At 71.4% G+C, this 23,542-nt stretch carries 19 protein-coding genes; 5 read left to right on the top strand and 14 right to left on the bottom strand.

Going from position 1 to position 23,542, the window contains the following annotated elements:
• Positions 1–6: 6 nt before the first annotated feature.
• From ngcE (IW248_RS03250) to IW248_RS03240, 3 genes are read right to left on the bottom strand one after another with little or no spacing between them, the layout of a single operon-like run.
• Entirely contained in the window at positions 7–1,443 is a 1,437-nt protein-coding gene (gene ngcE, locus IW248_RS03250; RefSeq protein WP_196925581.1) for an N-acetylglucosamine/diacetylchitobiose ABC transporter substrate-binding protein, read from the bottom strand.
• Positions 1,444–1,469: 26 nt separating this feature from the next.
• The gene (locus IW248_RS03245; protein WP_196925580.1) at positions 1,470–2,219 is read right to left on the bottom strand and encodes a sugar isomerase domain-containing protein; all 750 of its coding nucleotides are present in this window, start codon (positions 2,217–2,219) and stop codon (positions 1,470–1,472) included.
• The gene (locus IW248_RS03240) at positions 2,216–3,166 is read right to left on the bottom strand and encodes a MurR/RpiR family transcriptional regulator (RefSeq protein ID WP_196925579.1); all 951 of its coding nucleotides are present in this window, start codon (positions 3,164–3,166) and stop codon (positions 2,216–2,218) included. The genes IW248_RS03245 and IW248_RS03240 overlap by 4 nt, the downstream gene beginning before the upstream one ends.
• A gap of 206 nt (positions 3,167–3,372) precedes the next feature.
• Between IW248_RS03240 and IW248_RS03235 the strand changes: the two genes are divergently transcribed.
• Positions 3,373–4,359: an N-acetylglucosamine kinase gene (locus tag IW248_RS03235; protein ID WP_196925578.1), complete on the top strand. Its 987-nt coding sequence runs from the start codon at positions 3,373–3,375 to the stop codon at positions 4,357–4,359.
• Between the two features lie 156 nt (positions 4,360–4,515).
• On the opposite strand, the gene IW248_RS03230 is transcribed toward IW248_RS03235, so the two are convergent.
• From IW248_RS03230 to ngcE (IW248_RS03220), 3 genes are all read right to left on the bottom strand, one after another.
• A complete protein-coding gene (locus IW248_RS03230) occupies positions 4,516–5,415 on the bottom strand; it encodes a carbohydrate ABC transporter permease (RefSeq protein WP_307787679.1) in 900 nt (299 codons plus the stop codon).
• Complete coding sequence (locus IW248_RS03225) at positions 5,412–6,320, bottom strand: carbohydrate ABC transporter permease (protein ID WP_196925577.1); 909 nt, start codon at positions 6,318–6,320, stop codon at positions 5,412–5,414. Before IW248_RS03225 ends, IW248_RS03230 begins: the two co-directional genes overlap by 4 nt.
• A gap of 65 nt (positions 6,321–6,385) precedes the next feature.
• Positions 6,386–7,801, bottom strand: a complete 1,416-nt coding sequence (gene ngcE / locus IW248_RS03220) for an N-acetylglucosamine/diacetylchitobiose ABC transporter substrate-binding protein (protein ID WP_196925576.1) — start codon at positions 7,799–7,801, stop codon at positions 6,386–6,388.
• A 192-nt stretch (positions 7,802–7,993) separates the two neighbouring features.
• On the opposite strand from ngcE (IW248_RS03220), the gene IW248_RS03215 reads away from it, so the two are divergent.
• The gene (locus IW248_RS03215; RefSeq protein WP_196925575.1) at positions 7,994–9,454 is read left to right on the top strand and encodes an acyltransferase family protein; all 1,461 of its coding nucleotides are present in this window, start codon (positions 7,994–7,996) and stop codon (positions 9,452–9,454) included.
• Here IW248_RS03215 and IW248_RS03210 read toward each other — a convergent pair.
• Positions 9,426–10,913 carry a CoA-acylating methylmalonate-semialdehyde dehydrogenase gene (locus IW248_RS03210; RefSeq protein ID WP_196925574.1) on the bottom strand — a complete coding sequence of 496 codons (1,488 nt, stop codon included), beginning with the start codon at positions 10,911–10,913 and terminating at the stop codon, positions 9,426–9,428. The two genes, IW248_RS03215 and IW248_RS03210, sit on opposite strands and share 29 nt — an antisense overlap.
• Positions 10,910–12,208, bottom strand: coding sequence for an aspartate aminotransferase family protein (locus IW248_RS03205; RefSeq protein ID WP_196925573.1), 1,299 nt, complete (start codon positions 12,206–12,208; stop codon positions 10,910–10,912). The genes IW248_RS03210 and IW248_RS03205 overlap by 4 nt, the downstream gene beginning before the upstream one ends.
• Before the next feature lie 240 nt (positions 12,209–12,448).
• On the opposite strand from IW248_RS03205, the gene IW248_RS03200 reads away from it, so the two are divergent.
• The gene (locus IW248_RS03200) at positions 12,449–13,342 is read left to right on the top strand and encodes a glutamate cyclase domain-containing protein (RefSeq protein ID WP_196925572.1); all 894 of its coding nucleotides are present in this window, start codon (positions 12,449–12,451) and stop codon (positions 13,340–13,342) included.
• On the opposite strand, the gene IW248_RS03195 is transcribed toward IW248_RS03200, so the two are convergent.
• Together IW248_RS03195 and IW248_RS03190 are read right to left on the bottom strand one after the other, a co-directional pair.
• Positions 13,326–14,150 carry a hypothetical protein gene (locus IW248_RS03195; protein ID WP_196925571.1) on the bottom strand — a complete coding sequence of 275 codons (825 nt, stop codon included), beginning with the start codon at positions 14,148–14,150 and terminating at the stop codon, positions 13,326–13,328. The genes IW248_RS03200 and IW248_RS03195 overlap by 17 nt on opposite strands.
• A 31-nt stretch (positions 14,151–14,181) precedes the next feature.
• Entirely contained in the window at positions 14,182–15,054 is an 873-nt protein-coding gene (locus tag IW248_RS03190) for a hypothetical protein (RefSeq protein WP_196925570.1), read from the bottom strand.
• A gap of 86 nt (positions 15,055–15,140) precedes the next feature.
• Here IW248_RS03190 and IW248_RS03185 point away from each other — a divergent pair, with 86 nt between their 5' ends.
• On the top strand, positions 15,141–16,169 hold the full coding sequence (locus tag IW248_RS03185; RefSeq protein ID WP_231396159.1) for a hypothetical protein: 1,029 nt from the start codon (positions 15,141–15,143) through the stop codon (positions 16,167–16,169).
• Here IW248_RS03185 and murD read toward each other — a convergent pair.
• Complete coding sequence (gene murD, locus IW248_RS03180) at positions 16,097–17,443, bottom strand: UDP-N-acetylmuramoyl-L-alanine--D-glutamate ligase (RefSeq protein WP_196925569.1); 1,347 nt, start codon at positions 17,441–17,443, stop codon at positions 16,097–16,099. The two genes, IW248_RS03185 and murD, sit on opposite strands and share 73 nt — an antisense overlap.
• Before the next feature lie 82 nt (positions 17,444–17,525).
• Here murD and IW248_RS03175 point away from each other — a divergent pair, with 82 nt between their 5' ends.
• On the top strand, positions 17,526–18,875 hold the full coding sequence (locus tag IW248_RS03175; RefSeq protein WP_196925568.1) for a MurL-like N-terminal domain-containing: 1,350 nt from the start codon (positions 17,526–17,528) through the stop codon (positions 18,873–18,875).
• Positions 18,876–19,244: 369 nt separating this feature from the next.
• Here IW248_RS03175 and IW248_RS03170 read toward each other — a convergent pair whose 3' ends face one another.
• The 3 genes from IW248_RS03170 to IW248_RS03160 all read right to left on the bottom strand — a co-directional run bounded on the left by IW248_RS03170 (position 19,245) and on the right by IW248_RS03160 (position 23,471).
• Positions 19,245–21,056 (bottom strand): PucR family transcriptional regulator, encoded by a 1,812-nt coding sequence (locus IW248_RS03170; RefSeq protein WP_443673275.1) that lies wholly within the window; start codon positions 21,054–21,056, stop codon positions 19,245–19,247.
• Between the two features lie 67 nt (positions 21,057–21,123).
• Entirely contained in the window at positions 21,124–22,575 is a 1,452-nt protein-coding gene (gene argG / locus IW248_RS03165) for an argininosuccinate synthase (protein ID WP_124815557.1), read from the bottom strand.
• 47 nt (positions 22,576–22,622) lie between these two features.
• Complete coding sequence (locus IW248_RS03160; protein ID WP_231396157.1) at positions 22,623–23,471, bottom strand: TrmH family RNA methyltransferase; 849 nt, start codon at positions 23,469–23,471, stop codon at positions 22,623–22,625.
• Positions 23,472–23,542: the final 71 nt, after the last annotated feature.

Raw genomic sequence — 23,542 nt, 5'->3', positions numbered from 1 at the left:
GATCGATCAGCGCTTGAACTTGGTGACGGAGCTGTCCTTCTTGATGGCGTCGGCGCGCTTCTGGATCCGCTCCACGAAGGCGTCCGCGTTGATCCGGCCGAACATCAGCTCGTTGGTGGCGGTACGCGCCTCCGTGTCGAGCTCCTTGTACCAGCCGTCGAAGTACAGGTTGAACACGTCCTGACCGGCCGCCTTGAGCGCGGCCTGCGAGCTGGCCACACCCGGCGGGAAGGCGAAGCCCTCCGAACCGGCGGTGACCACGGTCGGGGCCTTGACCACCTCGGTGAAGCCCTTCGCGCCCGCCTTCGACAGCATCTGACGCATGTACTCCAGCCCGCCCTTGGGGTTCTTGCTCTTTGCCGAGACAAAGTAGCCCTCACCGGCGGTGGCGCGCAGCGCGGTGGCCGGCAGCTTGTCCGAGGCGGTCAGGCCCGGCACCGGCATGAGCTGGTAGTCGAAGCCGGCCGGGGTGTCCTTCTTCTGCTCGCCCTCCAGCCAGTCACCGCTGGGGTACAGGGCCACCTTGTACTGGTTCTGCCGCAGCTGCACGTCGGTGTGCTTGAGGCCCTCGAAGCTCTTGTCGCTGAACTTCGCCCCGACCTCGGCCCACGCGGCGGCGGCCTGCTTCACGGCGTCCTGCTTCCAGGCGCCGTCCTCCAGGTTGTCGATGTTCTTCAGCACGTCCGTGCCGCCGATCTTGGCGGCCTGGGTGAGGATCACGTTCCACTGGTAGTAGGCCGCGTTCGCACCGGCGTAGCCGTACGGGGTGATGCCCTTGGCCTTGATGTTCGTGAGCAGGGTGATGAACTCGTCCCAGCTCTTCGCCGGCGCCCAGCCGTTGTCCTTGAACAGCTTGCCCGAGTACCAGATGCCGAAGACCGTGGAGACGTAGTACAGGACGAACGGCTTGCCGTTGAACGAACCGGCCTCGATGGTGCCCGGCACCACGGTGTCGCGGACCTTCTTGGCCGGGTCGTCGACCGACGGCGCGTCCCACAGCTCGGTGAGGTCCTGGAGCTGACCGTCGGCGACGAGCGCGCCGAAGTCCATCAGCTTCTCGCCCGAGTTGTTCACGAACTCCGGCGGGTTACCGGAGGCGAACCGCGGCTGGAGCACGGTGGAGACGGCCTGGGTGGCCTGGTGCTTGACCTCTGCCTTGGGGAACGCCGTCTTGTACAGCGGCTCGTGCACGTCGGTGGCGTACTTCTCGCCGTAGCCACCGTTGAAGATGACCACCTCGATCGCGGCGTCCTCCTTGACGCCCAGCGGGTTCTTCTCGCTCTTGGTGCCGCCGGCGACCTGCTCGTTGTCACCGTCGCTGCCGCTGGTGGCGCAGGCGCCGAGCAGGCCGATGGCCGGAGTGGCGAGCATGCCCACGGCGGCGGCACGACGAAGCACCGTGCGACGGTCGAGTGCGGCCGGGTGTTCGGGGGTAATCGACATCGTCGTCTCTCCTTGTGAAATTCGGGTCATGCGGTACGCCGGAGACGTCCGGCGTACCGCGACTCGAGGGCGAGGTTGTGCTCGTCCCCGCCGGGGACGTTGGCGGAGAGGTAGATAGGGGGTACCTCCCCGGCCTGGTGGAACCGTCGTACGACCTCCGCGGTCAGCAGCTGCGCCAGCAGCGCCGTGGTGACCGAGGAGACCGCACAGACCGCGCCGCCGCCCTCGAGCGGCAGCAGTGCATCGCCGTACGGCGCGCCATTGTCCAGCACGACGTCGGCGAGGTCGGCGAGCCGATGCCCGGACGGGTGCCGTGTAGCCACCCGTGCGGTGTGCTCGACCGAGGTGACCGCGATCAACGGGTGACCGCGCTCGGTGACCAGCGCCGCCAGCTCGACCACCGAGCCGTTGATGCCGGATTGGGACGCCACCACGAACACGTCGCGCGGCTGGGGCGCCGCGAGCGCGTAGATCTGGTGGGCGATGGAGGGATCACGTTCCAGCTTGGGGTCGGAGAGCACGTCGCGCGGGGCGTCACCGTGCATCACCAGGTCCCGTACCGAGAGCCGGTTGGTGGGCACCAACCCGCCGGCCCGGGCGACCAGTTCGGCGGCGAACGCCTCCGAGTGCCCGGCGCCGAACGCCTGGAGCACCCCGCCGTCGCGCAGGCTGTCGGCGATCAGGTCGGCGGCCCGGGTGATCCCGTCGGCCTCCGAGTCGAGCAGCCGGTCGAGCACCGGGCGGACCGCGTCCGCGTACCCCTGGGCGCTGATCATGAAGGGACCCCTTTCGCTGCCTTGTGCCCGTCGACGGCCTGCGCGGTCCGCCGGAAGGCCGCGTGCGCGCGGTCGTGCGTGCGTTGGGCGACGGCGATGTAGAGCAGGTCGAGCACCACCAGCTGGGGGTGCCGGGCGGAGAGCGCGTCCGGCCGGAAGGTGGTCGCCTGGCTGGCCGTGAGCAGCACGATGTCGGCCAGCTCGGCCAGCGGTGAGCGGGGGAAGCCGGTGAGCGCGAGCGTGGTGGCGCCCCGGCTGCCCGCCTCGGCGAGCATCTCGATCGTCTCCCGGGTCTGCCCGGTGTGCGAGATGCCGAGCGCCACGTCCCCCGATCGCAGCAACGCGGCGCTGGCCAGGCCCTCGTGCACGTCGTTCCACGCCCACGCCGCCACACCGATGCGATGCAGGCTGAACTGCATCTCCTCGCCGACCAGGGCGCTGCCGCTGGCGCCGAAGATGTTGACCCGGTTGGCGCCGGCGATCGCCACCGCGGCCCGCTCCACCTCGGTGAGGTCGAGCAGGGTTGCGGTGTCGTGCATGGCCCGGGTGTCGGCGGCCATGATCTGGTCGAGCACCCGGGCGAGCGGGTCGCTCGGCTGGATCTCCCGTCCGATGTCGATGGTCCAACCGGCCGAGCGCGCGCGGCCGGTTTCGGAGGCGATGCCCAGCCGCAGGTCGGCGTACCCCTCGAAGCCCATCGCCCGGCAGAAGCGGGTGATGGTCGCCGGTGAGGTGCCGCTGCGCTCGGCCAGCTCGACGATTGTCGAGCGGGCGGCGGCCTCCGGGTCGCTGAGCACGTGCTCGGCGACCCGGCGCAGGGCGCCTGTCAACTCGCTGAGCCCGTTGCGGACCCGAGCCAGCACTCCGTCGGAGGCCGTCCGCCGGTCGATCAGGTCGGCGTCGACCACCGCGGTCCCCGCGGCGGTGTCCACCTCGTGATCAACCATGGGTCGCCTCAGCTTTCCGAAAAGACTGTTAACTGTTAGTGGTAAAAGTTCTTACTGAACGGCCCTCTGTGTCAAGACTGTGGGCGAAGTTTTCAAACTGTTACCTGCTGCACAGCCCCTCGCGCCCGGCCCAACTTGCCCCGCACGACGCCGCCGACCAGCATGAACACGCCAGATCGCCGCTTCACGCAAGGAGACCCGTGCCGATGTCCGACACCGTCGTGGTGGGTCTCGATGTCGGCGGTACGTCCACCCGGGCGACCGTCCTCACCCTCACCGGGCAACGCGTCGGCGCCGGCCGCGCCGGCGGCGGCAACCCCACAAGTCACGGCGCCGAACGCGCCGCCGCCGAACTGCTGACCGCGCTGCGCGAGGCGCTCGCCGACGTCGACCCGACACGGGTGGCCGCCGGCACCATCGGGCTCGCCGGAGCCGGCCGGCTGCTCGCCGACCCGGCCGGCCGGGCCGCCTTCGACAGTGCCTGGCACGACGCCGGCCTGCGTTGCCCGTACGAGGTGCACGGCGACGCCCTGGTCGCCTACGCCTCCGGCACCGCCGCCCCGGACGGAACCATCCTCATCGCCGGCACCGGGGCGATCACCGCCCAGGTCCACGAGCTGCGACTCGACCGGATCGCCGACGGTCACGGCTGGCTCCTCGGCGACGCCGGCTCCGGCTTCTGGCTCGGTCGCGAGGCGGTGCGCCGACTGCTCGCCGACCTCGACGCCGGACGTGGTCTTGGCGCGCTGACCACTACCGTGCTCACCGAACTCCTGGGCAGCGCCGACATCGCCGCCCGCCCCCGGGACACCGTCGACGCCGCCATCCAGACGGTGACCCGTCGACCCCCCATCGAACTGGCCCGGCTCGCACCGCTGGTCGTCGACGCCGCCACCCACGGCGACCCGGTCGCCACCGCGCTGATCACCGAAGCCGCCGCGCACCTCACCGAGAGCGTGAGCCGCATCCGCACCCCCGGGGCGGTGACACCTGTCGTGCTCGGCGGTGGCCTCCTCACCGCGGACACCCCGCTCGCCGCCGCCGTCCGGGCCGAAATCACGCGGCACTGGTCGGACGCGCCACTGCGTACCGCCGGAGACGGGGCCGCCGCCGCAGCCTGGCTCGCCGCCCGCGGCCTACCCGAGGTGACCGACGCGGCCGCCCTGCACGCCCGCCTCTTCCCCACCCCCTGACCCCCCGCAGCGCCCGACGCCGCGCCTGATCGCGCCCGGACAAGATCGTGCTCGAACCAGGATGTAGTGGCCTCACCCCGCGAGGAGGGGACGACATCCAGGATCGAGCACGATCAAGGAGGATGGCAATCGTTATCGGTCAGGGGTGGGTGGGTGTTACTTGAGCTGCCCTGCGGTGAGGCCCGCCTGCACCTGCCGCTGGAAGGCCACGTAGACCGCGAGCACCGGGAGCACCGCGATGCTCAGTCCGGCGAAGAGCCGGGCGTAGTCGCCGGCGTAGCCCTGGCTGACCGAGAGCGCGAACAGCCCCTGCGCCAGCATCCACTTGGACTCGTCGCCCTGCAACAGCACCTGCGGCAGCAGGAACTGGTTCCAGTGGCTGAGGAAGTTGAAGAGCGCCACACTGATCAGTCCCGGACGCGCCATCGGCAGCATCACCCGGAAGAAGAGCCGGAAGTGACCGCAGCCGTCGACCAGTGCGGCCTCCGCCACCGAGGTCGGCAGGGTCCGGAAGAACGCGGTCAGGAAGAACACCGTGAAGGGCAGCGAGTAGGCCGCGTACACGAGGATCAGCCCGAGCCAGGTGTTGAAGAGGCCGGCGTTGCGGACCACGAAGAAGAGCGGCACCAGGGCGAGGAACACCGGGAACATCAGGCCGCCGACGAACAGGTAGTAGACGACCTGGCGGCCGCGGAACTCGTACCGGGCGAAGACGTACGCGGCGGTGGCGCCCATCAGCATGGTGAGGCTGACCGAGCCGGTCACCACCACCAGGCTGTTGAGGAAGTACCGGCCGATGTGCGCGCCGGTCCAGGCCCGCGCCCAGTTGTCCAGGTGCAGCGCGCCGGGGAGCCCCCACGGGTCGGCGAGGATCTCACCGTTGGTCTTGAACGAGCTGACGAACATCCACAGCAGTGGCAGTACGGTGAGCAGGCCCCAGAACAGCAGGAAGCCGTGCGAGAGGGCGTTGGCCACGCCGAGTTCCCGACGTACCGGGCGGTCCCCGCTGGTGACCGGGGTCGGGACGATCGCGGTGGGCTGGTCCAGAGTGGTCACGAGTACTCGATCCGTTCGCGCCGGCCGACCCGCAGCGACAACACCGCCACCGAGAGGGTCAGGAAGAACATCACCACGCCGATCGCCGAGGCGTAGCCGAACTTGGTCTCGCTGCCGAAGGCGGTGTCGTACATCCGTACGCCGATCACGTCGGTGGAGAAGTTCGGCCCGCCGTTGGTCATCAGCTGTACGAGGATGAACCCGTCCAGGGCGAAGATGGCCAGGTAGACCCAGGCGACCTGGACGGTGTCCCAGAGCAGCGGCAGGGTGACCCGGCGCAGGGTGGTGAACCGGGACGCGCCGTCGAGCAGCACCGCCTCGTAGATCTCCTTCGGTACGGCCGACATCGCCGCGCCGAACAGCACCACGTAGAAGCCGACGTTGCTCCAGACCATCACCGCCAGTACGCACCAGAAGGCGGTCGCCGGGTCGCCGAGCCAGGTCGGCGCGGGCAGGCCGACCGCGTGTACGGCGCTGGTGAGCAGCCCCTGGTTGGGGTGGTACACCTCTTTCCAGAGCAGCGCGATGATCACCACAGAGAGCACCTGGGGGAAGAAGTAGACAGTGCGGTAGAGCGCGCCGCCGCGTACGCCGGTCACGCCGGCACTGCCCTTGCGCCCACCCATGGCGAGCATGGTGGCGAAGAAGAGCCCGAGCACGATGGTCAGCACCGGCACCAGACCCAGCAGGATCGCGTTGTTCTTCAGCGCGTTCCACACGTAGTCGTCGTGCCAGAGGGTCTTGAAGTTGGCCAGGCCGACCGGGTTGGCGTCCGCCGAGTAGCCGAGCCAGTCGGTGGTGGAGATCTGGAACGCCTGCAGGTACGGCGAGACGACGAAGAACACGTACAGCAGCACCGGCGGCACCAGGAACGTGACGATCAGCGGCCACTTGCCATGTTTCACGAGAGGGACCTCTTCCGTTGGGGTACGGCCGGTGGGGGCGGACCGCTCCCCCACCGGCCGGGCGGTCAGGCCGCTCGCTTGTACTTCTTGACCGAGCTGTCCTGGGCGATCGAGTCGGCGCCCTTCTGGCACTGTTGGAGGAACTCGGCGGGGCCGATCCGGCCGCTGAAGAACTCGCCGCACGCGGCGTCGACGAGGTTGCGCTCCAACTTGCGGTAGAAGCTGTTGTAGACCCAGTTGAAGCCGTTGGCGCCGGACGCGTCGAGGGCCTTGACCACGGTGCTCAGCCCGTACGGCAGCTCGACGCCTTCGGTGGCGCCGGCGACCACGGTGAGGCTGGCGACCTTCTTCGTGAAGTCCTGGGCGCCCTTCTTGGAGAGCATGGTCCGGAAGTACTCCAGGCCGCCGGCGACGTTGCGGGCCTTGGCGGGCACCATGAACGGTTCCCCGGCGGTGCCCCGGATCGCCTCGAACGGCAGCTTGTCGCCGCTGCCCAGGCTCGGCGTCGGTGCGATGGTCATGTTGAACCCGGCCGGGGTGACGTCCTTCTGCTCGCTCTCCAGCCAGGAGCCGCAGGAGATGAAGGCGGCCTTGCCCTGGCACCAGGCGGTCTGCGACTGCTTGTGGTCGAGGCCGGACGAGCCGTCCAGGATGTACTTGTCCTTGACGATCTGGTGCCAGGCGTCGGCGGCGGCGCGCATCGAGTCGGACTTCCAGGCGCTCGGCTCCAGGTTGTCGATGGCGGTCGCCACCGACGGGCCGCCGAACTTGATCGCCGTGGAGATCAGCGGCCAGCTCATGTAGCGCGGGTGCAGGCCGGCGTACGTCCAGGGGGCGATGCCGGCGGCCTTGATCTGCTTGCAGAGCGCGATGTGCTCGTCCCAGGTCTTCGCGTACGACCAGCCCCGGTCGGCGAAGAGCTTGGCGGAGTGCCAGATGCCGTAGGCGGTGTAGGTGTAGTTGAGCACCAGGAACTTGCCGTCGTAGGAGCCGACCTCGACCGCGCCGGGCAGCAGGGTGTCCTTGACCGTCTTGCCGGGGATGTCGAGGCTCGGGGCGGCCAGCAGCTCATCGAGGCCGGCGAGGGCGTTCTGGCTGACCAGGCCGTTGAAGTCGATCTGGCTGGAGCCGGAGTTGTTGACCACGTCCGGCGGGGTGCCGTCGACGAAGCGCGGCTGGAGCGTCTTGCTGATCTCCTGGGTGGAGGAGTGCTTGATCTTCGCCTTCGGGTACTTCTCGGTGTACATGGCCTCGTGGGCCTTGGCGTACTCCTCGCCGAACCCGCCGCCGAAGATCACCACCTCGAGTGGGGCGTCCTCCTTCACGCCGAGCGGGTTCTGCGCGCTCTTGGTGCCCTGGTACGTCTCGGCATCGTTCTTGTCACCGCCACCGCTGGTGGCGCAGCCGGAGAGCAGACCGGCGGCGGGGGTGGCCAGGAGGCCGGCGGCGGCGCTGCGCCGCAGGATGTCACGCCTGTTCATGGGTTCTCCTCGGGTCGGGTCGGGCGGATCGCCGGTGTGAGGGGGAGGCGTCCACCGCGCGAGGCTCGGTGATTCTCTTCAGTTCATGCTCTGTTGCTGAAGGATTTCTACGACAGCCGGGCCCGGACTTCAAGTCCTGACGGTCGAACCGTTATCACCACCAGCCGCCGTCGGGTCGCCTAACCTGGGGCGATGCGCCGTCTGCGCCAGCTGGCCGAGCGCACCCCGGCTGGGCGGGAGCGGTATGTCGACCTGCTCCGCGCGCTCGCCATCACCATGGTCGTTCTCGGACACTGGGCCGTCACGGTGATCGAGCGGGACGACGCCGGGCAGGCCACCGGGCACTCCGCGCTCGGCAACCTGCGCTGGGCGTACCCGCTGACCTGGCTGGCCCAGGTGATGCCCGTCTTCTTCCTGGTCGGGGGCTACGCCAACGCGGCCTCGCTGACCCGGCTGCGGGCCCGCGGCGGGGACGCCGCCAGCTGGCTGGTCGACCGCAGTGCCCGCCTGGTCCGCCCCACCAGCACGCTGCTGCTGGTGCTCACCGCCTCGGCGGCGGTCGCCTGGCTGCGCGGCGCCGACCCGACCCGGATCCGCGAGGTGTTCTGGTTCGCCACCATTCCGCTCTGGTTCCTGGTCGCCTACCTGGCGGCGGTCGCGCTCACCCCACCGATGTACGCGCTGCACCGCCGCTTCGGCCTGGCCGTACCGCTGGGACTTGTCGTCCTGGTCGGCCTCGGCGACCTCGGCCGGCTGAGCGGGCCGGAGGGGCTGAGCTACGGCAACTACCTGTTCGGTTGGCTGGCCGTCCACCAGCTCGGCTTCGCCTGGCACGACACCCGCGCCGTGCCGCCACCCGCCGGTCAGACCGCGCCACCGCAGACGCAGACCGATACCACCGCTCAGACCGCGCCACCACCCGCGGAGACCGACGCTGCCGGGCCGTCGACTCCCGACCGTGCGGGGGTACGCCGACGGCGGCTGCCCACCTCCCGCCGGGCCGGCCTGGTCTTCCTGGCCGGCGGGCTGGGCGCGGTGCTGCTGCTCACCGTGCTCGGCCCCTGGCCGGTGGCCATGCTCAAGGTGCCCGACGAGCGGCTCGACAACGCCGCGCCGCCCAGTCTCGCGTTGCTGGCCGTCGCCGCCGGCCAGCTCGGGGTGATCCTGCTGCTACGCGGCCCGGCGGAGCGGCTGCTGCGCCGCACCGGGCCGTGGCAGCTCGTGATCGGGGTCAACCTGGTGGTGCTGACCGTCTTCCTCTGGCACCTGACCGCCGCGATCCTGCTGATCGGGTTCCTCGACGCGGTCGGGACGCTGCCCACCCTGGCGGTCGACACCGCCGCCTGGTGGGCCTGGCGGGTGCCCTGGTTGCTGCTGCTCAGCGCCGTCCTGGTGGTGCTGGTCGCCATCTTCGGGCCGGTGGAGGCACGTAGCGGCCGGCACCGCGGACGCCGGACCAATCGGGGCACCCGGGCCCGGGCGACGTGGGCGGTGGCCGCGTACGCCGCCGTGGTGGCCGCGCTGCTGATCAACAGCACGACACCGCAGCAGGCCCCGGAGCCGTTCGGCACGCCCGTCCCGGCGCTGGTGGCGTACCTGGCCGGGGCGGGCGTGCTGCGACTGCTCAGATCTGGGTGGGGAATCCGAGGTTGACCCCGCCGTGGCGCGGATCCAACCAGCGGCTGGTGACGACCTTGCCGCGGGTGAAGAAGCGCACCCCGTCCTCGCCGTGGGCGTGCAGGTCACCGAAGAGCGACGACTTCCAACCGCCGAACGAGTGGTACGCCATCGGCACCGGGATGGGCACGTTGATGCCGACCATGCCCACCTCCACCTCGTGCTGGTAGCGCCGGGCCGCACCGCCGTCGTTTGTGAAGATCGCCGTGCCGTTGCCGTACGGGCTGGCGTTGACCAAGTTCACCGCCTCGTCGTACGAGCCGACCCGGACCACGCTCAGCACCGGCCCGAAGATCTCGTCGGTGTAGATCGACATGTCCGGGGTCACCCGGTCGAACAGGGTCGGGCCGAGCCAGAAACCATCCGGGTCGCCGTCCGGTGTCACGTCCCGCCCGTCCACCACCGGCACCGCGCCGTCGGCGACACCGGCGTCCACGTAGGAGCGGACCTTCGCCTCGTGCGCGGCGGTGACCAGCGGGCCCATGTCGCAGCCCCGTCGGCCGTCGCCGGTGCGCAGACCGGTCACCCGCGCGGCGATCCGCTCGACCAGCGCGTCGGCCACCGGCTCCACCGCCACCAGCACCGAGATGGCCATGCACCGCTCCCCCGCCGAGCCGAACCCGGCGTTGACCGCCGCGTCGGCGGCCAGGTCCAGGTCGGCGTCCGGGAGCACCACCATGTGGTTCTTCGCCCCGCCGAGCGCCTGCACCCGCTTACCGGCGGCCGTGCCGCGTTGGTAGACGTACCGGGCGATCGGGGTGGAGCCGACGAACGACACCGCCCGCACCTCCGGGTGCTCCAGCAACGCGTCGACCGCCTCCTTGTCGCCGTTGACCACGTTGAGCACCCCGTCGGGCAGGCCGGCCTCGGCGAACCACTCGGCCAGCAGCAGCGCCGCGCTCGGGTCCTTCTCGCTCGGCTTGAGCACCACCGCGTTGCCGCAGGCCACCGCCACCGGCACGAACCACAGCGGCACCATCACCGGGAAGTTGAACGGGGAGATCACCGCGACCACCCCGAGCGGCTGCCGGATGGTGTACGAGTCGACCTCGGTGGACACGTTCTCGCTGAACGCTCCGCGCAGCGCCGACGGCAGCCCGCACGCGTACTCGATGACCTCCAGGCCGCGCTGCACCTCGCCGGCGGCGTCGGCGAGCACCTTGCCGTGCTCGGCGGTGATCACCTCGGCGAGCCGGTCGCGGCGGGCGTGCACCAACTCGCGGAAGGCGAACAGCACAGCGGACCGCCGCGCCAGCGACGCGTCCCGCCAGGCGCGCGCCGCGCGGGCGGCGGCCCGCACCGCGACGTCGACGTCCGCGGTCGAGGCCAGCTCGACCTCGGCGGTACGCCGACCGGTCGCCGGGTCGAACACGTCGCCGCGGCGCTCGGACGTGCCGCCGACGCGCTTGCCGTCGATGAAGTGACCGATGCTCATGCCGCCACCCCCGCAGCCGAACGGATCGCGTCGACGAGGATCGCCAGGCCCTCACGGGCCTCCTCCTCGGTCAGCGTCAACGGTGGACCCATCCGCAGCACGTTGCCGTGCAGGCCGCCCTTGCCGGTCAGCAGACCGCCTTCGCGGGCGGCTTCGAAGACCCGGTTGGTCAGCGCCGGGTCCGGCTCGCTGCTGCCCGGTCGGACGAACTCGACGCCGAGCATCAGCCCCTTTCCGCGTACCTCGGCGACGCAGTCGAGCCCGCCCACGGCGGACCGCAGGCCGTCGGCGAGGATCGCGCCGACGCGTGCCGCGTTGGCCTGGAGGTCGTGCGCGAGCAGGTAGTCGAGCACCGCGTTGCCGGCCGCCGTGGAGATCGGGTTGCCGCCGAAGGTGGAGAAGCTGATGGCCGGCACCGACTCCAGCACCCCGGCCCGGCCGACCACCCCGGCCAGGACGAACCCGTTGCCGATGCCCTTGGCGAAGGTGAGCAGGTCCGGGGTGACGCCGTGCGCCTGGTAACCCCAGAAGTGCTCCCCGGTACGCCCCCACCCGGTCTGCACCTCGTCGGCGATGAACAGGATGCCGTGTTCGTCGAGGACCTTCCTCCAGGCGGCGAAGAGCCCGTCCGGCGGGTGCACGAAACCGCCCACGCCCTGGATCGGCTCGGCGATCAGCGCGGCCACGTCACCGGCGGTCTGGGTGGCCAACACCTCGCGCAGGTCCTCCACCGCCGCGTCGACCTGCTCGTCAGCGCTGAGCCGGGCCAGCAGGCCGCGCACCCGGTCACCGGAGTGCAGCCAGGCCACCTGGAGCGGGTTGAGGCCGCTGGCCGACCAGTTGCGGTTGCCGGTGACGCCCATCGCCGCGTACGACCGGCCGTGGTAACTGTTGCGCACGGCCAGGATCTGGTGCGAGCGGCGGTGGTTGGTGGCGACCAGCAGCGCGGCCTCGTTCGCCTCGGTGCCGGAGTTGGTGAAGAAAACCCGGGCGTCCGGGATGCCGGAGTGGTGGGCGATCTTCTCGGCCAGCTCCACCTGTTGGCGGATCAGGTAGAGCGTCGAGGTGTGCACGATGCCGGTGGCCAACTGCCGCTCGACGGCCTCCCGGATCTCCGGGATGTCGTACCCGATCATGTTGGTCAGCACGCCGCCGAAGAAGTCCAGGTAGCTGCGACCCTGCGCGTCGGTCACCCGGCGGCCCGAGCCGGACACCAGCTCGATCGGCTCGGCGTAGTACAACGGCATCCAGGACGGGAGCACGGCCCGGTGCCGGGCCAGCAGGTCGTCGGTCATCGTGGCAACCCTTCAGCGGCGTTCGTGGATACCGCACGCTCCCACCGCCGGTCGATGCGAACAACTGTCAGCGTGTAGCGCATGGGAGTCCCGACCTGACAGCACGTCAACGGTTTCCACGGCAAGGGTTGGCCTTGACCCATGATTTCCGTAGTACTGATGGGAAAAGCCCACTGGATCCGCAGTCTGGTTACCCGCCGCTACCCTGGGTCGGTCCACTGTCGCCGGGGAGGCCACACGGTGCGCATCGAAGTGACGATCGCCGAACTGGAGCGCGTCGCCGCGCGCGAGGTGGGCCGGGGCAGCGAGGCGCTGGCCGAACCCGCGGCCGGCGGACTGTTGGCCGCCGCCCGGTCGCTCGCCGCCGGGGCGCCGGACGCCGCGGTGTTCACCGGGTTCTTCATCCCCGGCGCCGAGCCACCCGCCGCGGAGACCGACGGCCCGATCGGCGCGGTCCAGATCGCCGCCGCGCTGCGCCAGCTCGGTGGCCGGTGCCGGCTCGTCACCGACGAACCCTGCGCCCCGGTGGTCGAGGCGGCCGTCGCCGCCGCCGCGCCGGGCCTGCCGGTCGACGTCGCGCCACTGCGGGGTTACGACGAGTGGGTCGCCGCGCTCCTCCCCGAGTACGACCGGCTGACCCACCTCATCGCCTGCGAACGCGTCGGGCCCGGGATGGACGGTCGACCGCGCAACATGCGCGGCGACGACATCGGCGCGCACACGGCACCCCTCGACCGGCTCTACACCTCCGGGTCGGCGTACCGGATCGGCATCGGCGACGGTGGCAACGAACTCGGCATGGGCCGCCTACCGGCGGACCTGATCGGACGGGTGGTCGCCTCGGGCGAGCGGATCCGGTGCGTGGTCGGCGCGGACGCGCTGCTCGTCGGCGGCACGTCCAACTGGGCCGCCGCCGCCCTCGTCGGCGCGCTGTCGCTGCTCCGCCCCGAGGTGCCCGAGCTGCGTACGCTCCTGGAGCCCGCCTGGTCGTACGACCTGCTGACCGCGATCGTGCGCGCCGGCGCGGTCGACGGTGTACGTCGCCGCCCCACGCTCAGCGTTGACGGCCTCGACTGGCCCGCGTACGCCGAACCGCTCACCCGGATCGCCGAGCTGGTCAGGGCAGGCCGGTAGGTGCCTGTGGCTCGGTCGCCCGCCGCAACGCCCCCGGCGGGCGGCTCGCCGCCCGCGCCTGCGCGACCCGGCGGGGACGCAACGGCAGGTGCAGGACGGCGGCGACCACCGCGAACACCGCCCAGCCGGCGCCCAGCGCCACGCCCGACGAGACGTCCTGAAGGTAGTGGTAACCGGTCAGGAAGCCGACCAACGCGAGGCTGTTGCGGGCGAAGTGCCGACTGAACTCGGCCAACTGCCGGCGGGCCTCGACGGCGACAAGCACCCCCGAGTACGGGAACGTCACCACCATGCCGCGCAGCACGGCGCCGAGCAGCGCGGTGAGGATCGCCCCAACGAAGATCACCACCAGCTTGAGCAACGGCGGCAGCCCGTCCGGGCGAGCCTCCGCCACACCGGCCGCCTCCACAGCGGAAGTGCCGCGCGGACTGTCACTGGCGCTGGCGCGACGGCGTAGCAGCAGGATGGTCGCCAACCAGAGCGCGAGAGTGCCGGCGAGGGCCACCTCGAACGGGATGTCGACGGCCAACAGGCCGGCGCTCAGCGCCACGTACACGGCGATCCCCGCGACGTCGGCGAGCAGGATCGGCCAACGCCACAGCTGGTGGGTGACCGCCACGGTGACGAAGAAGAGGTTGAGCCCGACCACGCCGAGCACCTGCGCGCCGCCCACCGGATAGTCCGTGCTGACCAGGGCCAGCGTCATCGGCAGCGGCAGACTGTAGACCAGCGCGCGGAGCCGGACGGAGCGGATCACGCTGACCGCCCAGACCACTGCCGTCACCAGCAGGACCGCGCTCCACGTCATGGCTCTCCCGTCCCCGCCCCGATGGGGGCCGTCAGTCCTGGAAGGTCGCGGCGTTCACGCAGATGTCGAACACACGGGTGAGCCGGGCGACGTCCGTGCTGTTGACCGAGAACTGATTCTCGCCGATCTCGCCGTGCGCGGTCATGTGGGCCTCCCAACAGCTCGACCCGTCCCACAGTGTCAGGTTGACGTGCAGGTTCGGACTGACCACACCGAGAGGCAGCAGACCCACCCGCGCCCCGGCCGCGCGCTGCCGTTGCACCAATGCGGACAGCTCGTCGGTCAGCGTGGCGTAGACGAAGACCCGGGTGATCTGAACACCCCGTTGCAGGGCCTCCTGGTTGGCCTCCCAGTAGCGCCGGCCGATCTCGCTGCGCCACCAGCTCAGCTCCCCGCTCACCCGGGGCATCACGTTTGTCAACGCGTCCAACCGGCGCACGCAGGTGCGGGTCGCGCCGACCAGGTCCTCGTCCTCGTCGCCGCGCCGGATGATCCGACCGTCCGCGAGCTGCTCGGCCTCCAGCCGGAACTGCTCGTACCGCCGCTGCGCCTCCACCGCGACCCGGGTGCCCGCGTGCTGCTCGGCCGCCTCCCGCATGGCCCCGGCCAGCTCCGTGGTCGTGCGGACCAGCCAGGGCGGGCCGTCCAGCAGGGTACGCAGGTGAAAGCGGCGCTCCGCGCGGGCCAGTGAGTCGACCAACAGCGAGATGGTGACGCCCATCAGGCCGGCCAACAGCGACTCCACCCCGGAGGCGGCGTTGGTGAGGTCGAGCGCGAGGCTGAGGGTGATCGACAACGTGATGCCGACCAACGCCACCGGGTCGGTGTGCGCCACCAGGCGGACGAAGCCCGCGGTGGAGCTGCCGCTGTCCCGCACCCTTTGCCGGGCCACGTCACGGGTCATCGACATCCCCCAATCAACCGCTCCCGCCAGCGTAGACAGCAACCACAACCACCGGCCCCACCGCGCCGGGCGGTAGCATCCGGCAGGTGCACAGAGCGGACGCGGCGCCGTCGACCGGGACGGACGACGAGCGGATCACGGCGGAGAATCGGGCCTGGGTCTGCTCCACCCCGCTCCGCGGCCTGGTCGCCCACTTCGGCGGCACCTGGCCCGACGGTGACCTCAGCGAGGTGCTCGGTTACCTCGACGACTTCTCCGCCCGCCACTGGGACTTCCGGGACGGCCGGGAACGACCCGACGCCCGGGAGCCCGACCTCGACCCGGCCACCGAGAAACTGGTGCTCGACGCGGCCGCCGCGCTCGGGCTGATCCAGCCGGTGCCACCGGCCCGGCCGGCGTACGCCCATCTGGTGGTGCTCGGCGGCCTGGCGCACGCCTGCGTACGCCGCCTCGGCTACGCCGCGCACCTGCTCCGCACCGGCCTACCGGTGAGCGGCGAGGTCGCCGTCCTGGGCAGCTTTCGGCCGCTGTCGGACTGGGAACGCCGCACGCTGGCCGACGCGGGTCTGCCGGCCGACGAGACCGAGGTGGACGTGCTGGACACGGCCGTCCGCCGGGTGTTCGGGGTGGCTGCCCCGACCGAGCAGGCGGGTGTCGACGCCGGCCACCCGCACCACTCCTGGTCGTCGCGGACCTACCGGCCGGACGGGCTGCCGCCGATCCGGGTGCTGGCCGCGCCGTCCAGCGAACCGGACCAGCGGCGTGCGCACACCGCCGACACCCAGCGGTTCTGGGCCGGGCACGTCCGGCTCGCCCCGGGCGACGAGGTTCTGATGGTCACCGCGCCGATCTACGTGCCGTTCCAGCACTGCGACGCGCTGCGCACGCTGGCCCTGCCCTACGGGTGTGCCATCGACACGGTCGGCGTGGACCCGACGCTTGCCGACCTGGCGGTGCTGCCCGAGCAGACGCTCACGCCGGGGCGCTACCTCCAGGAGATCCGCTCGGCGATCCGCTCGATGCGCGCCCTGCACGCCGGGCTTCACCCGGCGGTGTCGGCGACGGCCTGGGCGAAGACCTCGGAGCGGTGCTCGAAGTTGCGGAACCGGCCGTAGCTGGGCGCTGCCGGGGACAGCAGCACCACCCCACCGGCCGGGGTCACCTCACGGGACAGCCGGACCGCGTCCACCAGGTCGTCGACCAGTTCGGTACGCACCTTCGGCAGGCCGGTGAGCACCTCGACGATGCGGGCCCCGCTGTCCGGAATCCCGATCACGGTCAACTCACGCTCGGCCAGGTGCTCGGCCAACGGCGTGTAGTCCAGACCCCGGTCGTTACCCCCGACGATCACCGTCAGCGGCCGCCCGTCGTACGCGTCGATGGCGTGCATGGCCGCGTACGGGCTGGTGGCCAGGGTGTCGTCGACGAACGTCAACCCGGACGGGTCGGTGATCTCGGTGAGTCGGTGGGCCAGCCCCTGGAACTCGGCGACCGCGACGGCGAGGTGGTCCTTGTTGGCCAGCACGTCCACGCCGAGCGCGTCGAGGACGGTGAGCGCGACGCAGAGGTTGCCCTCGTTGTGCCGGCCGACGAGCGGCAGCACGGCGCGGGGGAAGAGCGGCTGGTCACCGACGTGGAACCACTGCGTGCCGTCGACGCCGGTGGCGACGTGGGTGGTGTCGGGGCGGCCGGCCCGGACCGCCGGCAGCTCACCCAGCTCCGCCGCGAGCCGGGGGTCGCCCCCGTTGACCACGATCGTCTGCGGGTCGTGGGCGAGCAGGTTGAGCTTGTCCCGGTAGTACTCCCGTTCCCCGCCGTGCGCGTCCAGGTGCTCGGGAAAGAGCGCGGTGACCACGGCCACCCGGGGCGAGTCGGCGAGGTCGCTGCACTGGTAGCTGGACAGCTCCAGCACGTACAGCTCCGCCTCCGGCAGGTCCAGGGTCGGCACCCCGATGTTGCCGCCGAAGACGTTCGGCCGGCCCATCGCGGTGAGCAGGTGACTGATCAGGCTGGAGGTGGTGCTCTTGCCCTTGCTGCCGGTGACCCCGACAGTGCGCGCGGCGTGGTCGGCCATCCACAAGGCGGTGCCCTGGGTCACCATGATCCCGCGGCGGCGCAGCTCGACCAGCCACGGGTGGGTCTGCGGCACGCCCGGGGAACGGACCACCACGTCCGCGGCGGCCAGCCGTTCGAAGCCCGCCTCACCGGTGACCAGCGGCGCCGCCTCGGCCAGGGGGCCGTCCCAGGGCAGCGACAGGAAGTTCGCGCTGTCGTCGACGGCGACCAGCTCGGCCGGGCCGTGCGCGGCGATGGCGGTCACAGCGGCCCGGCCCTCCCGACCGGTGCCCCAGACGGCGACGGTACGTCCGCGCAGGTCAGAAAGGCGCACGGGGCTCTCCTCGTGGGTCACGGCGGCGGCAGGGCGGGCCCGGTCCGGACACGGCCGGACGAACCAGGGCCTAGTATGGCGTGTGCCCAACGAGCAGCTCCGGCGGATGGACGCCTTCACCTTCCCGTCCTACTCGATCGACTTCGCCACCGGCGAGGTGTTGTTCGACTACGCCCTGACCGGCCCGGCCGGTGAGCAGCGGTTCACCGAGGTGATCACACTGCCGCTGCCGGCGGAGCCACCCTCGGACGAGACGGTGGCGACCCTCAACCGGGTGCTGGAGGTGCTGCACCTCGTCGCCGGGGTCAGCTACTACAAGGCCGCCGCGCCGCCCCGACTCGTGCTGCCGGCGCCGCTGGGCGCGGCCACCGTCGACTACGTCACGGCCGTCTACACCAAGGGCCTCGCGGAGTACGCGTACCGCAACCAGCTGCCGCACGTGCTCCAACTGCGCCCGGAGGTGCCGGCCGGCTCGCCGGAGCCCCCGCGCGTGTACGACGACTCGGACCGTCGGCCGCTCTCGGCGGTCGGCGGCGGTAAGGACTCGATCGTCAGCCTGGAGGCGCTGCGCCGCGCCGAGCTGGACCCGGTGCCGTTCTCGGTCAACCCGAACCACGTGATCGTCGCCGTCAACGAGGCGTCCGGGCTGGTCCCGCTGGCCGCCCGGCGGCGCATCGACCCGGTGCTGTTCGACCTGAACGCCGCCGGCGCGCTGAACGGGCACATCCCGGTCACCGCCATCAACTCCCTGATCGCGGTGGCCACCGCCGTCCTGCACGGGCTGGGCCCGGTGGTGATGTCCAACGAGCGTTCGGCGTCCGACCCGAACCTGGTCTGGAACGGCCACGAGATCAACCACCAGTGGTCCAAGGGCGTCGAGGCGGAGGGACAGCTGCGGGCGTCGCTGGGCGAGCACGCCGGCCTGACCGACCCGTACTTCTCCCTGCTGCGTTCGCTGTCCGAGCTGCACATCGCCCGGCTGTTCGCCGAGTTCACCAGGTACGACGACGTGGTGACCAGCTGCAACCAGGCGTTCAAGCTGCGCGACGCGAGTGAGCGCTGGTGCCGTGACTGCCCGAAGTGCCGGTTCGTGTTCCTGGCCATGGCGCCGTTCATGCCCCGGGAACGGGTGGTCGGCATCTTCGGCGGCGACCTGCTGGCCGACGAGTCGCAGATCCCCGGCTACCGAGAACTGCTGGGCGTGGACGGGCACAAGCCGTTCGAGTGCGTGGGCGAGGTCGAGGAGTCGGTGGTGGCCCTCGGCATCCTCGCCGAGCAGGACCAGTGGCGCGACGCCCCGGTGATCCAGGCCCTGGTCGACGCCGTCCCGGAGACGGCCTGGTCAGCAGTGGCCACGTCCGACGTCTTCACCCCCGGTGGCCCCAACCACATCCCCCCGACCTACGCAAAGGCCCTGGCCACCCTCACCTAACCCCCGCCCCGTCCCGGTCGGCTGGGAGGTCGCCCTGGTCGTCGTCGGCCTGGACGGCCTACCGGGCATCCTGTGGCCCCGCCCCTGGGGAGTGTGTCCCTGCCTGCTCCTTTGGAGCTGATGTCGTAAACGAATCAGGGCCTGGTTGACCCGAGCCGAGCCGAGCCGAGCCGAGCCGAGCCGAGCGATTCGTTCATGGCATCAACTCGATAGCGTGCCGGACCCCTGTGCCGAACCCCTGTGCCAGGCCGACCCCGCCCGTCTCGATCATGGCGATGTGGTGGGCGCAACAGACGTTTTCGCGAGTTCTGCACCCCGCCACAACTCCTTGATCGACGCGGGCGGGGCGGAGGCGGGGCGGGGGCGGGGTTAGGGGGTTCGGACTGCTTCCAGGGCTAGTAGGGCCACGTGTAGGGACAGGCTGGCCTCTACCGAGTCCAGGTCCACGTCGAGGATGCGGGCGATGCGGGCCAGGCGTTCGTAGAAGGCCGGCCGGGACAGGTGGGCGGCGGCGGCACCGGCGGACTTGTTGCGGCCCTGCTCCAGGTACGCGCGCAGGGTGTCGAGCAGCTGTTCCCGGGGGTGCCGAGCGTCGTACTCCAGTAGCGCGCCGAGTTCGCGTTCCACGAACGTCTGCAGGCGGGGTTCGTCGCGCAGCAGGTGCAGCAGCCCGGCCAGGCCGACGTGCGGCAGCCGGAAGATCGGTAGGTCGCGCCGGTCCCGCCGGGCCGCCTCGGCGATCTGCCGCGCCTCGACCAGCGACCGGCGGGCCTCCCGCAGGGTGCTCACCCCGGACCCGGCGGCAACGATCACGGCACCCGGGCCAGGTCCCCCGGGAACATCGCCACCGGCCCGAGCGGCCTCGACCCCGAACCCCGCGCGAGGGGGCTCGGCGCCCAACGCCGCACGGGAAGCGTCGGAGGCGACCCGAGCCGGTTCGACACCGGGCCCCGGCCGGCCGGCGCCGGCGTCGAGGCGTACCCGACGAAGTGCGCTGGCGAACGCGGACAGCGCGCGGTCCTCGGCGGCCGGGTCGGGTAGGGCCAGTAGCGCGCCCACCGAGTTGTCGTCGACGGCGCTGGTCAGCGCGGTCAGTTTCGCCTCCCGCAGGGCCTGGCCGACCGCCTCGGAGAGATCCCGTAGTCGGGCCTGGCCGACCTCGGGGCCGACCTCCCCGGCGGGGTCGTCGGCGCGGTGCCGGACCATCACGCCGACCAGGTGCCGCCGGTCGAGCACCACGCCGAGCGCCTTGGCCCGTAGCCCAATCTCGTCCACCGGGCGGGAGTGGTCGAGCAGCGCGGTGAGCAGGGTCCGGTGGATCTGCCGTTCCAGGCCCTCGGCGTCGCGGCGGATCAGTCGGCCCAGCGCGAGGGTGGACGCGGCCCGCTCGATCAGGATGGTGAGCCGGGTGGGCGAGCCAGCTGTCGGTTCGATGGCCCGGGCGCTGGGCACGTCCCCGCTGGCCGGCCAGCGCAGCAGCAGCCGACCCCAGTCCTGCCCCCGGGCGCCGACGGTGGTCACGAGCCAGCCGCTGTCCGGGTCGTACGCGGTCCGCCCGGCCGGACGGATCCGCCGGGAGTGCTGCTCCCAGCCGTCGAGCAGCAGCTCGGCGCTCTCGCCCGCCGGGTCGTACCCGAGCACCTGCCGGGACAGGTTCTCCAGCACCACCGGGCAACCGGACAGTTCGGCGGCCTGTCGGATCACCTCGGCGGCGTCGGCGCCCTCGACGGAGAGGTCGTTGAACCGTTGGTGGATCTCCTCGGTGGCGCGCAGTTCGGTGAGCTGCGCGTCGACGATCAGCGCGTGCACCGCCTCGGTGATCCGGACGAACGGGGTGGCCCGGCGCAGCTCCACCAGGGGCAACCCGCGCCGCTCGGCGGCGGCGGCCATCACCCGGGGCACTCCGCTGACGTACCGGCGGCCCAGCTCGACGACGAGTCCGGAGACTCCGACGTCGGCGAGGTCGCCGATGAACGCGCGCAACCCGGCGTCGTCGCCGGGCAGGCCGATGCCGGTGGTGAGGACCAGTTCGCCGCCGCCGAGCAGGGTGGCGATGTCCGGCACCTCGGCGACGTGCACCCAACGGACGGGTCGGTCCAGCCCGTCGTCGCCGGCGACCACGCGCGGCGCGCCGTGGCGGACCGGGTCCAGGGCGAGGACCTCACGGACGGTAGGGAACACGGCCGACACGCTACCGTCCGTGACGCCGGAACTCGACTTGCCACCGGCAGCCGAGGGTCAGCGGGGCTCAGTCGACGCCGAACTCCATGGCGGCGCGGTCGAGTGCCTCGTCCTCCGCGGAGGCGACGCCCCGGGAGGCGATGGCTTCCGCGCCGCCCTGGGGCATCGCGCCGATCAGCCCGGTCGAGGCGGCCTGCGCGGCCCCGATCATCCGCTGCGGGTTCCCGCCGCCGACCAGGCCGAGGGAGGCGTACTGCTCCAGCTTCGACCGCGAGTCGGCGATGTCCAGGTTGCGCATGGTGAGCTGGCCGATCCGGTCCGACGGGCCGAACGCCGAGTCCTCGGTGCGCTCCATCGACAGCTTGTCCGGGTGGTAGCTGAACGACGGGCCGGTGGTGTCCAGGATCGAGTAGTCCTCGCCCCGGCGCAGCCGCAACGTCACCTCACCGGTGACCGCCGTGCCGACCCACCGCTGCAACGACTCGCGCAGCATCAGCGCCTGCGGGTCCAGCCAGCGGCCCTCGTACATCAGTCGACCGAGGCGGCGACCCTCGCTGTGGTAGTTCGCCAGAGTGTCCTCGTTGTGGATGGCGTTGACCAGCCGCTCGTACGCGGCGTGCAGCAGCGCCATCCCGGGCGCCTCGTAGATGCCGCGGCTCTTGGCCTCGATGATGCGGTTCTCGATCTGGTCCGACATGCCCAGGCCGTGCCGGCCGCCGATGGCGTTGGCCTCCAGCACCAGGTCGACAGCGCTGCCGAACTCCTTGCCGTTGATCGTGACCGGCCGGCCCTGGTCGAAGCCGACGGTGACGTCCTCGGTCGGGATCTCCACCGACGGGTCCCAGAACCGGACGCCCATGATCGGGTTGACCGTCTCGATGCCGGTGTCGAGGTGTTCCAGGGTCTTCGCCTCGTGCGTGGCGCCCCAGATGTTGGCGTCGGTCGAGTACGCCTTCTCGGTGCTGTCCCGGTAGGGCAGATCGCGTTCGAGTAGCCACTCCGACATTTCCTTGCGCCCACCGAGCTCGGTGACGAAGGCGGTGTCGAGCCACGGCTTGTAGATCCGCAGCATCGGGTTGGCCAGCAGGCCGTACCTGTAGAACCGCTCGATGTCGTTGCCCTTGAAGGTCGAGCCGTCGCCCCAGATCTGGACGTCGTCGGCGACCATCGCCCGCACCAGCAGGGTGCCGGTCACGGCGCGGCCCAGCGGGGTGGTGTTGAAGTACGCCCGCCCGCCGGTGCGGATGTGGAAGGCGCCGCAGGTCAACGCGGCGAGGCCCTCTTCGACCAGGGCGGCGCGGCAGTCGACCAGGCGGGCGACCTCGGCACCGTAGCTGAGCGCGCGACCGGGCACCGAGGCGATGTCGGGCTCGTCGTACTGGCCGATGTCGGCGGTGTAGGCGCAGGGAATCGCGCCCTTGTCGCGCATCCACGCGACCGCGACCGAGGTGTCGAGGCCGCCGGAGAAGGCGATGCCGACACGTTCGCCGGTGGGCAGGGAGGTGAGAACCTTGGACACGGGGAAAATTATGCAATAGAACGCATGGCCATGCAAGCCGAAGCGATCTACTCGCCGCCGAACGGCGGATCGTCGCGGCCCAGCTCCCAGAACGCCACCGCCGCCGCGGCGGCGACGTTCAACGAGTCGACGCCACGCCTCATCGGCAGGACCACCCGCACGTCGCTGGCGGCCTGGGCCGCCGCGGTGAGGCCGGGCCCCTCGGCTCCGAGCAGCAGCGCCGCCCGCTCGCGCTGCGCCGGGGTCAACCGCTGGATCGGTACGGCGTCCGGCGCGGGCGTCATGGCCAGCACCATGAAGCCCGCCTCCCGTACCTGGTCCAGGCCCTCGGGCCAGCGGTCGAGCTTCGCGTACGGCATCGCGAAGACCTCACCCATGCTGACCCGGACACTGCGCCGGTACAGCGGATCGGCGCAGGACGGCGACAGCAGCACCGCGTCGATGCCGAGCGCGGCGGCACCTCGGAAGACCGCACCGAGGTTGGTGTGGTTGTTCACGTCCTCCAGGAGCACGACCCGTCGCGCGGCGGTGAGCACCTCGGCCGCCGTCGGCAGCGGCCGGCGGTGGAACGACGCCAACACCCCCCGGTGTACGTGGAAACCGGTGGCCCGTTGCAGCACGTCCTGGGTCGCGGCGTAGACCGGCGCGTCGCCGGTGTCCAGGTCGGCGAGCTGGTCGACCCGCTTGGCGTCGACCAGGTACGACCGGGCCGGGTAGCCCGCGCGCAGCGCCCGGCGCAGCACCAACTCCCCCTCGGCGATGAACAGGCCGTGCGGCGGCTCCCAGCGGGTGCGCAGCTCGACGTCGGTGAGCGCCCGGTAGTCGGCGATCCGGTCGTCGTCGGGGTCGGTGATCTGGTGAACGGGCATCCGACGATTCTGCCGGACGCGGGGCATCGCGCTTCGACGCCCGCCCGACGGGGTGTTTTGTCCAGAGAAGAAGGGGAATGACCGGCGGGCATCGGACT

Origin of the sequence: Micromonospora ureilytica, assembly GCF_015751765.1 — a bacterium.
In the GTDB taxonomy this organism is placed as follows: domain Bacteria; phylum Actinomycetota; class Actinomycetes; order Mycobacteriales; family Micromonosporaceae; genus Micromonospora; species Micromonospora ureilytica.
Note: the sequence above shows the minus strand (reverse complement) of the source record. Positions and strands in the feature narration are given on the sequence as shown.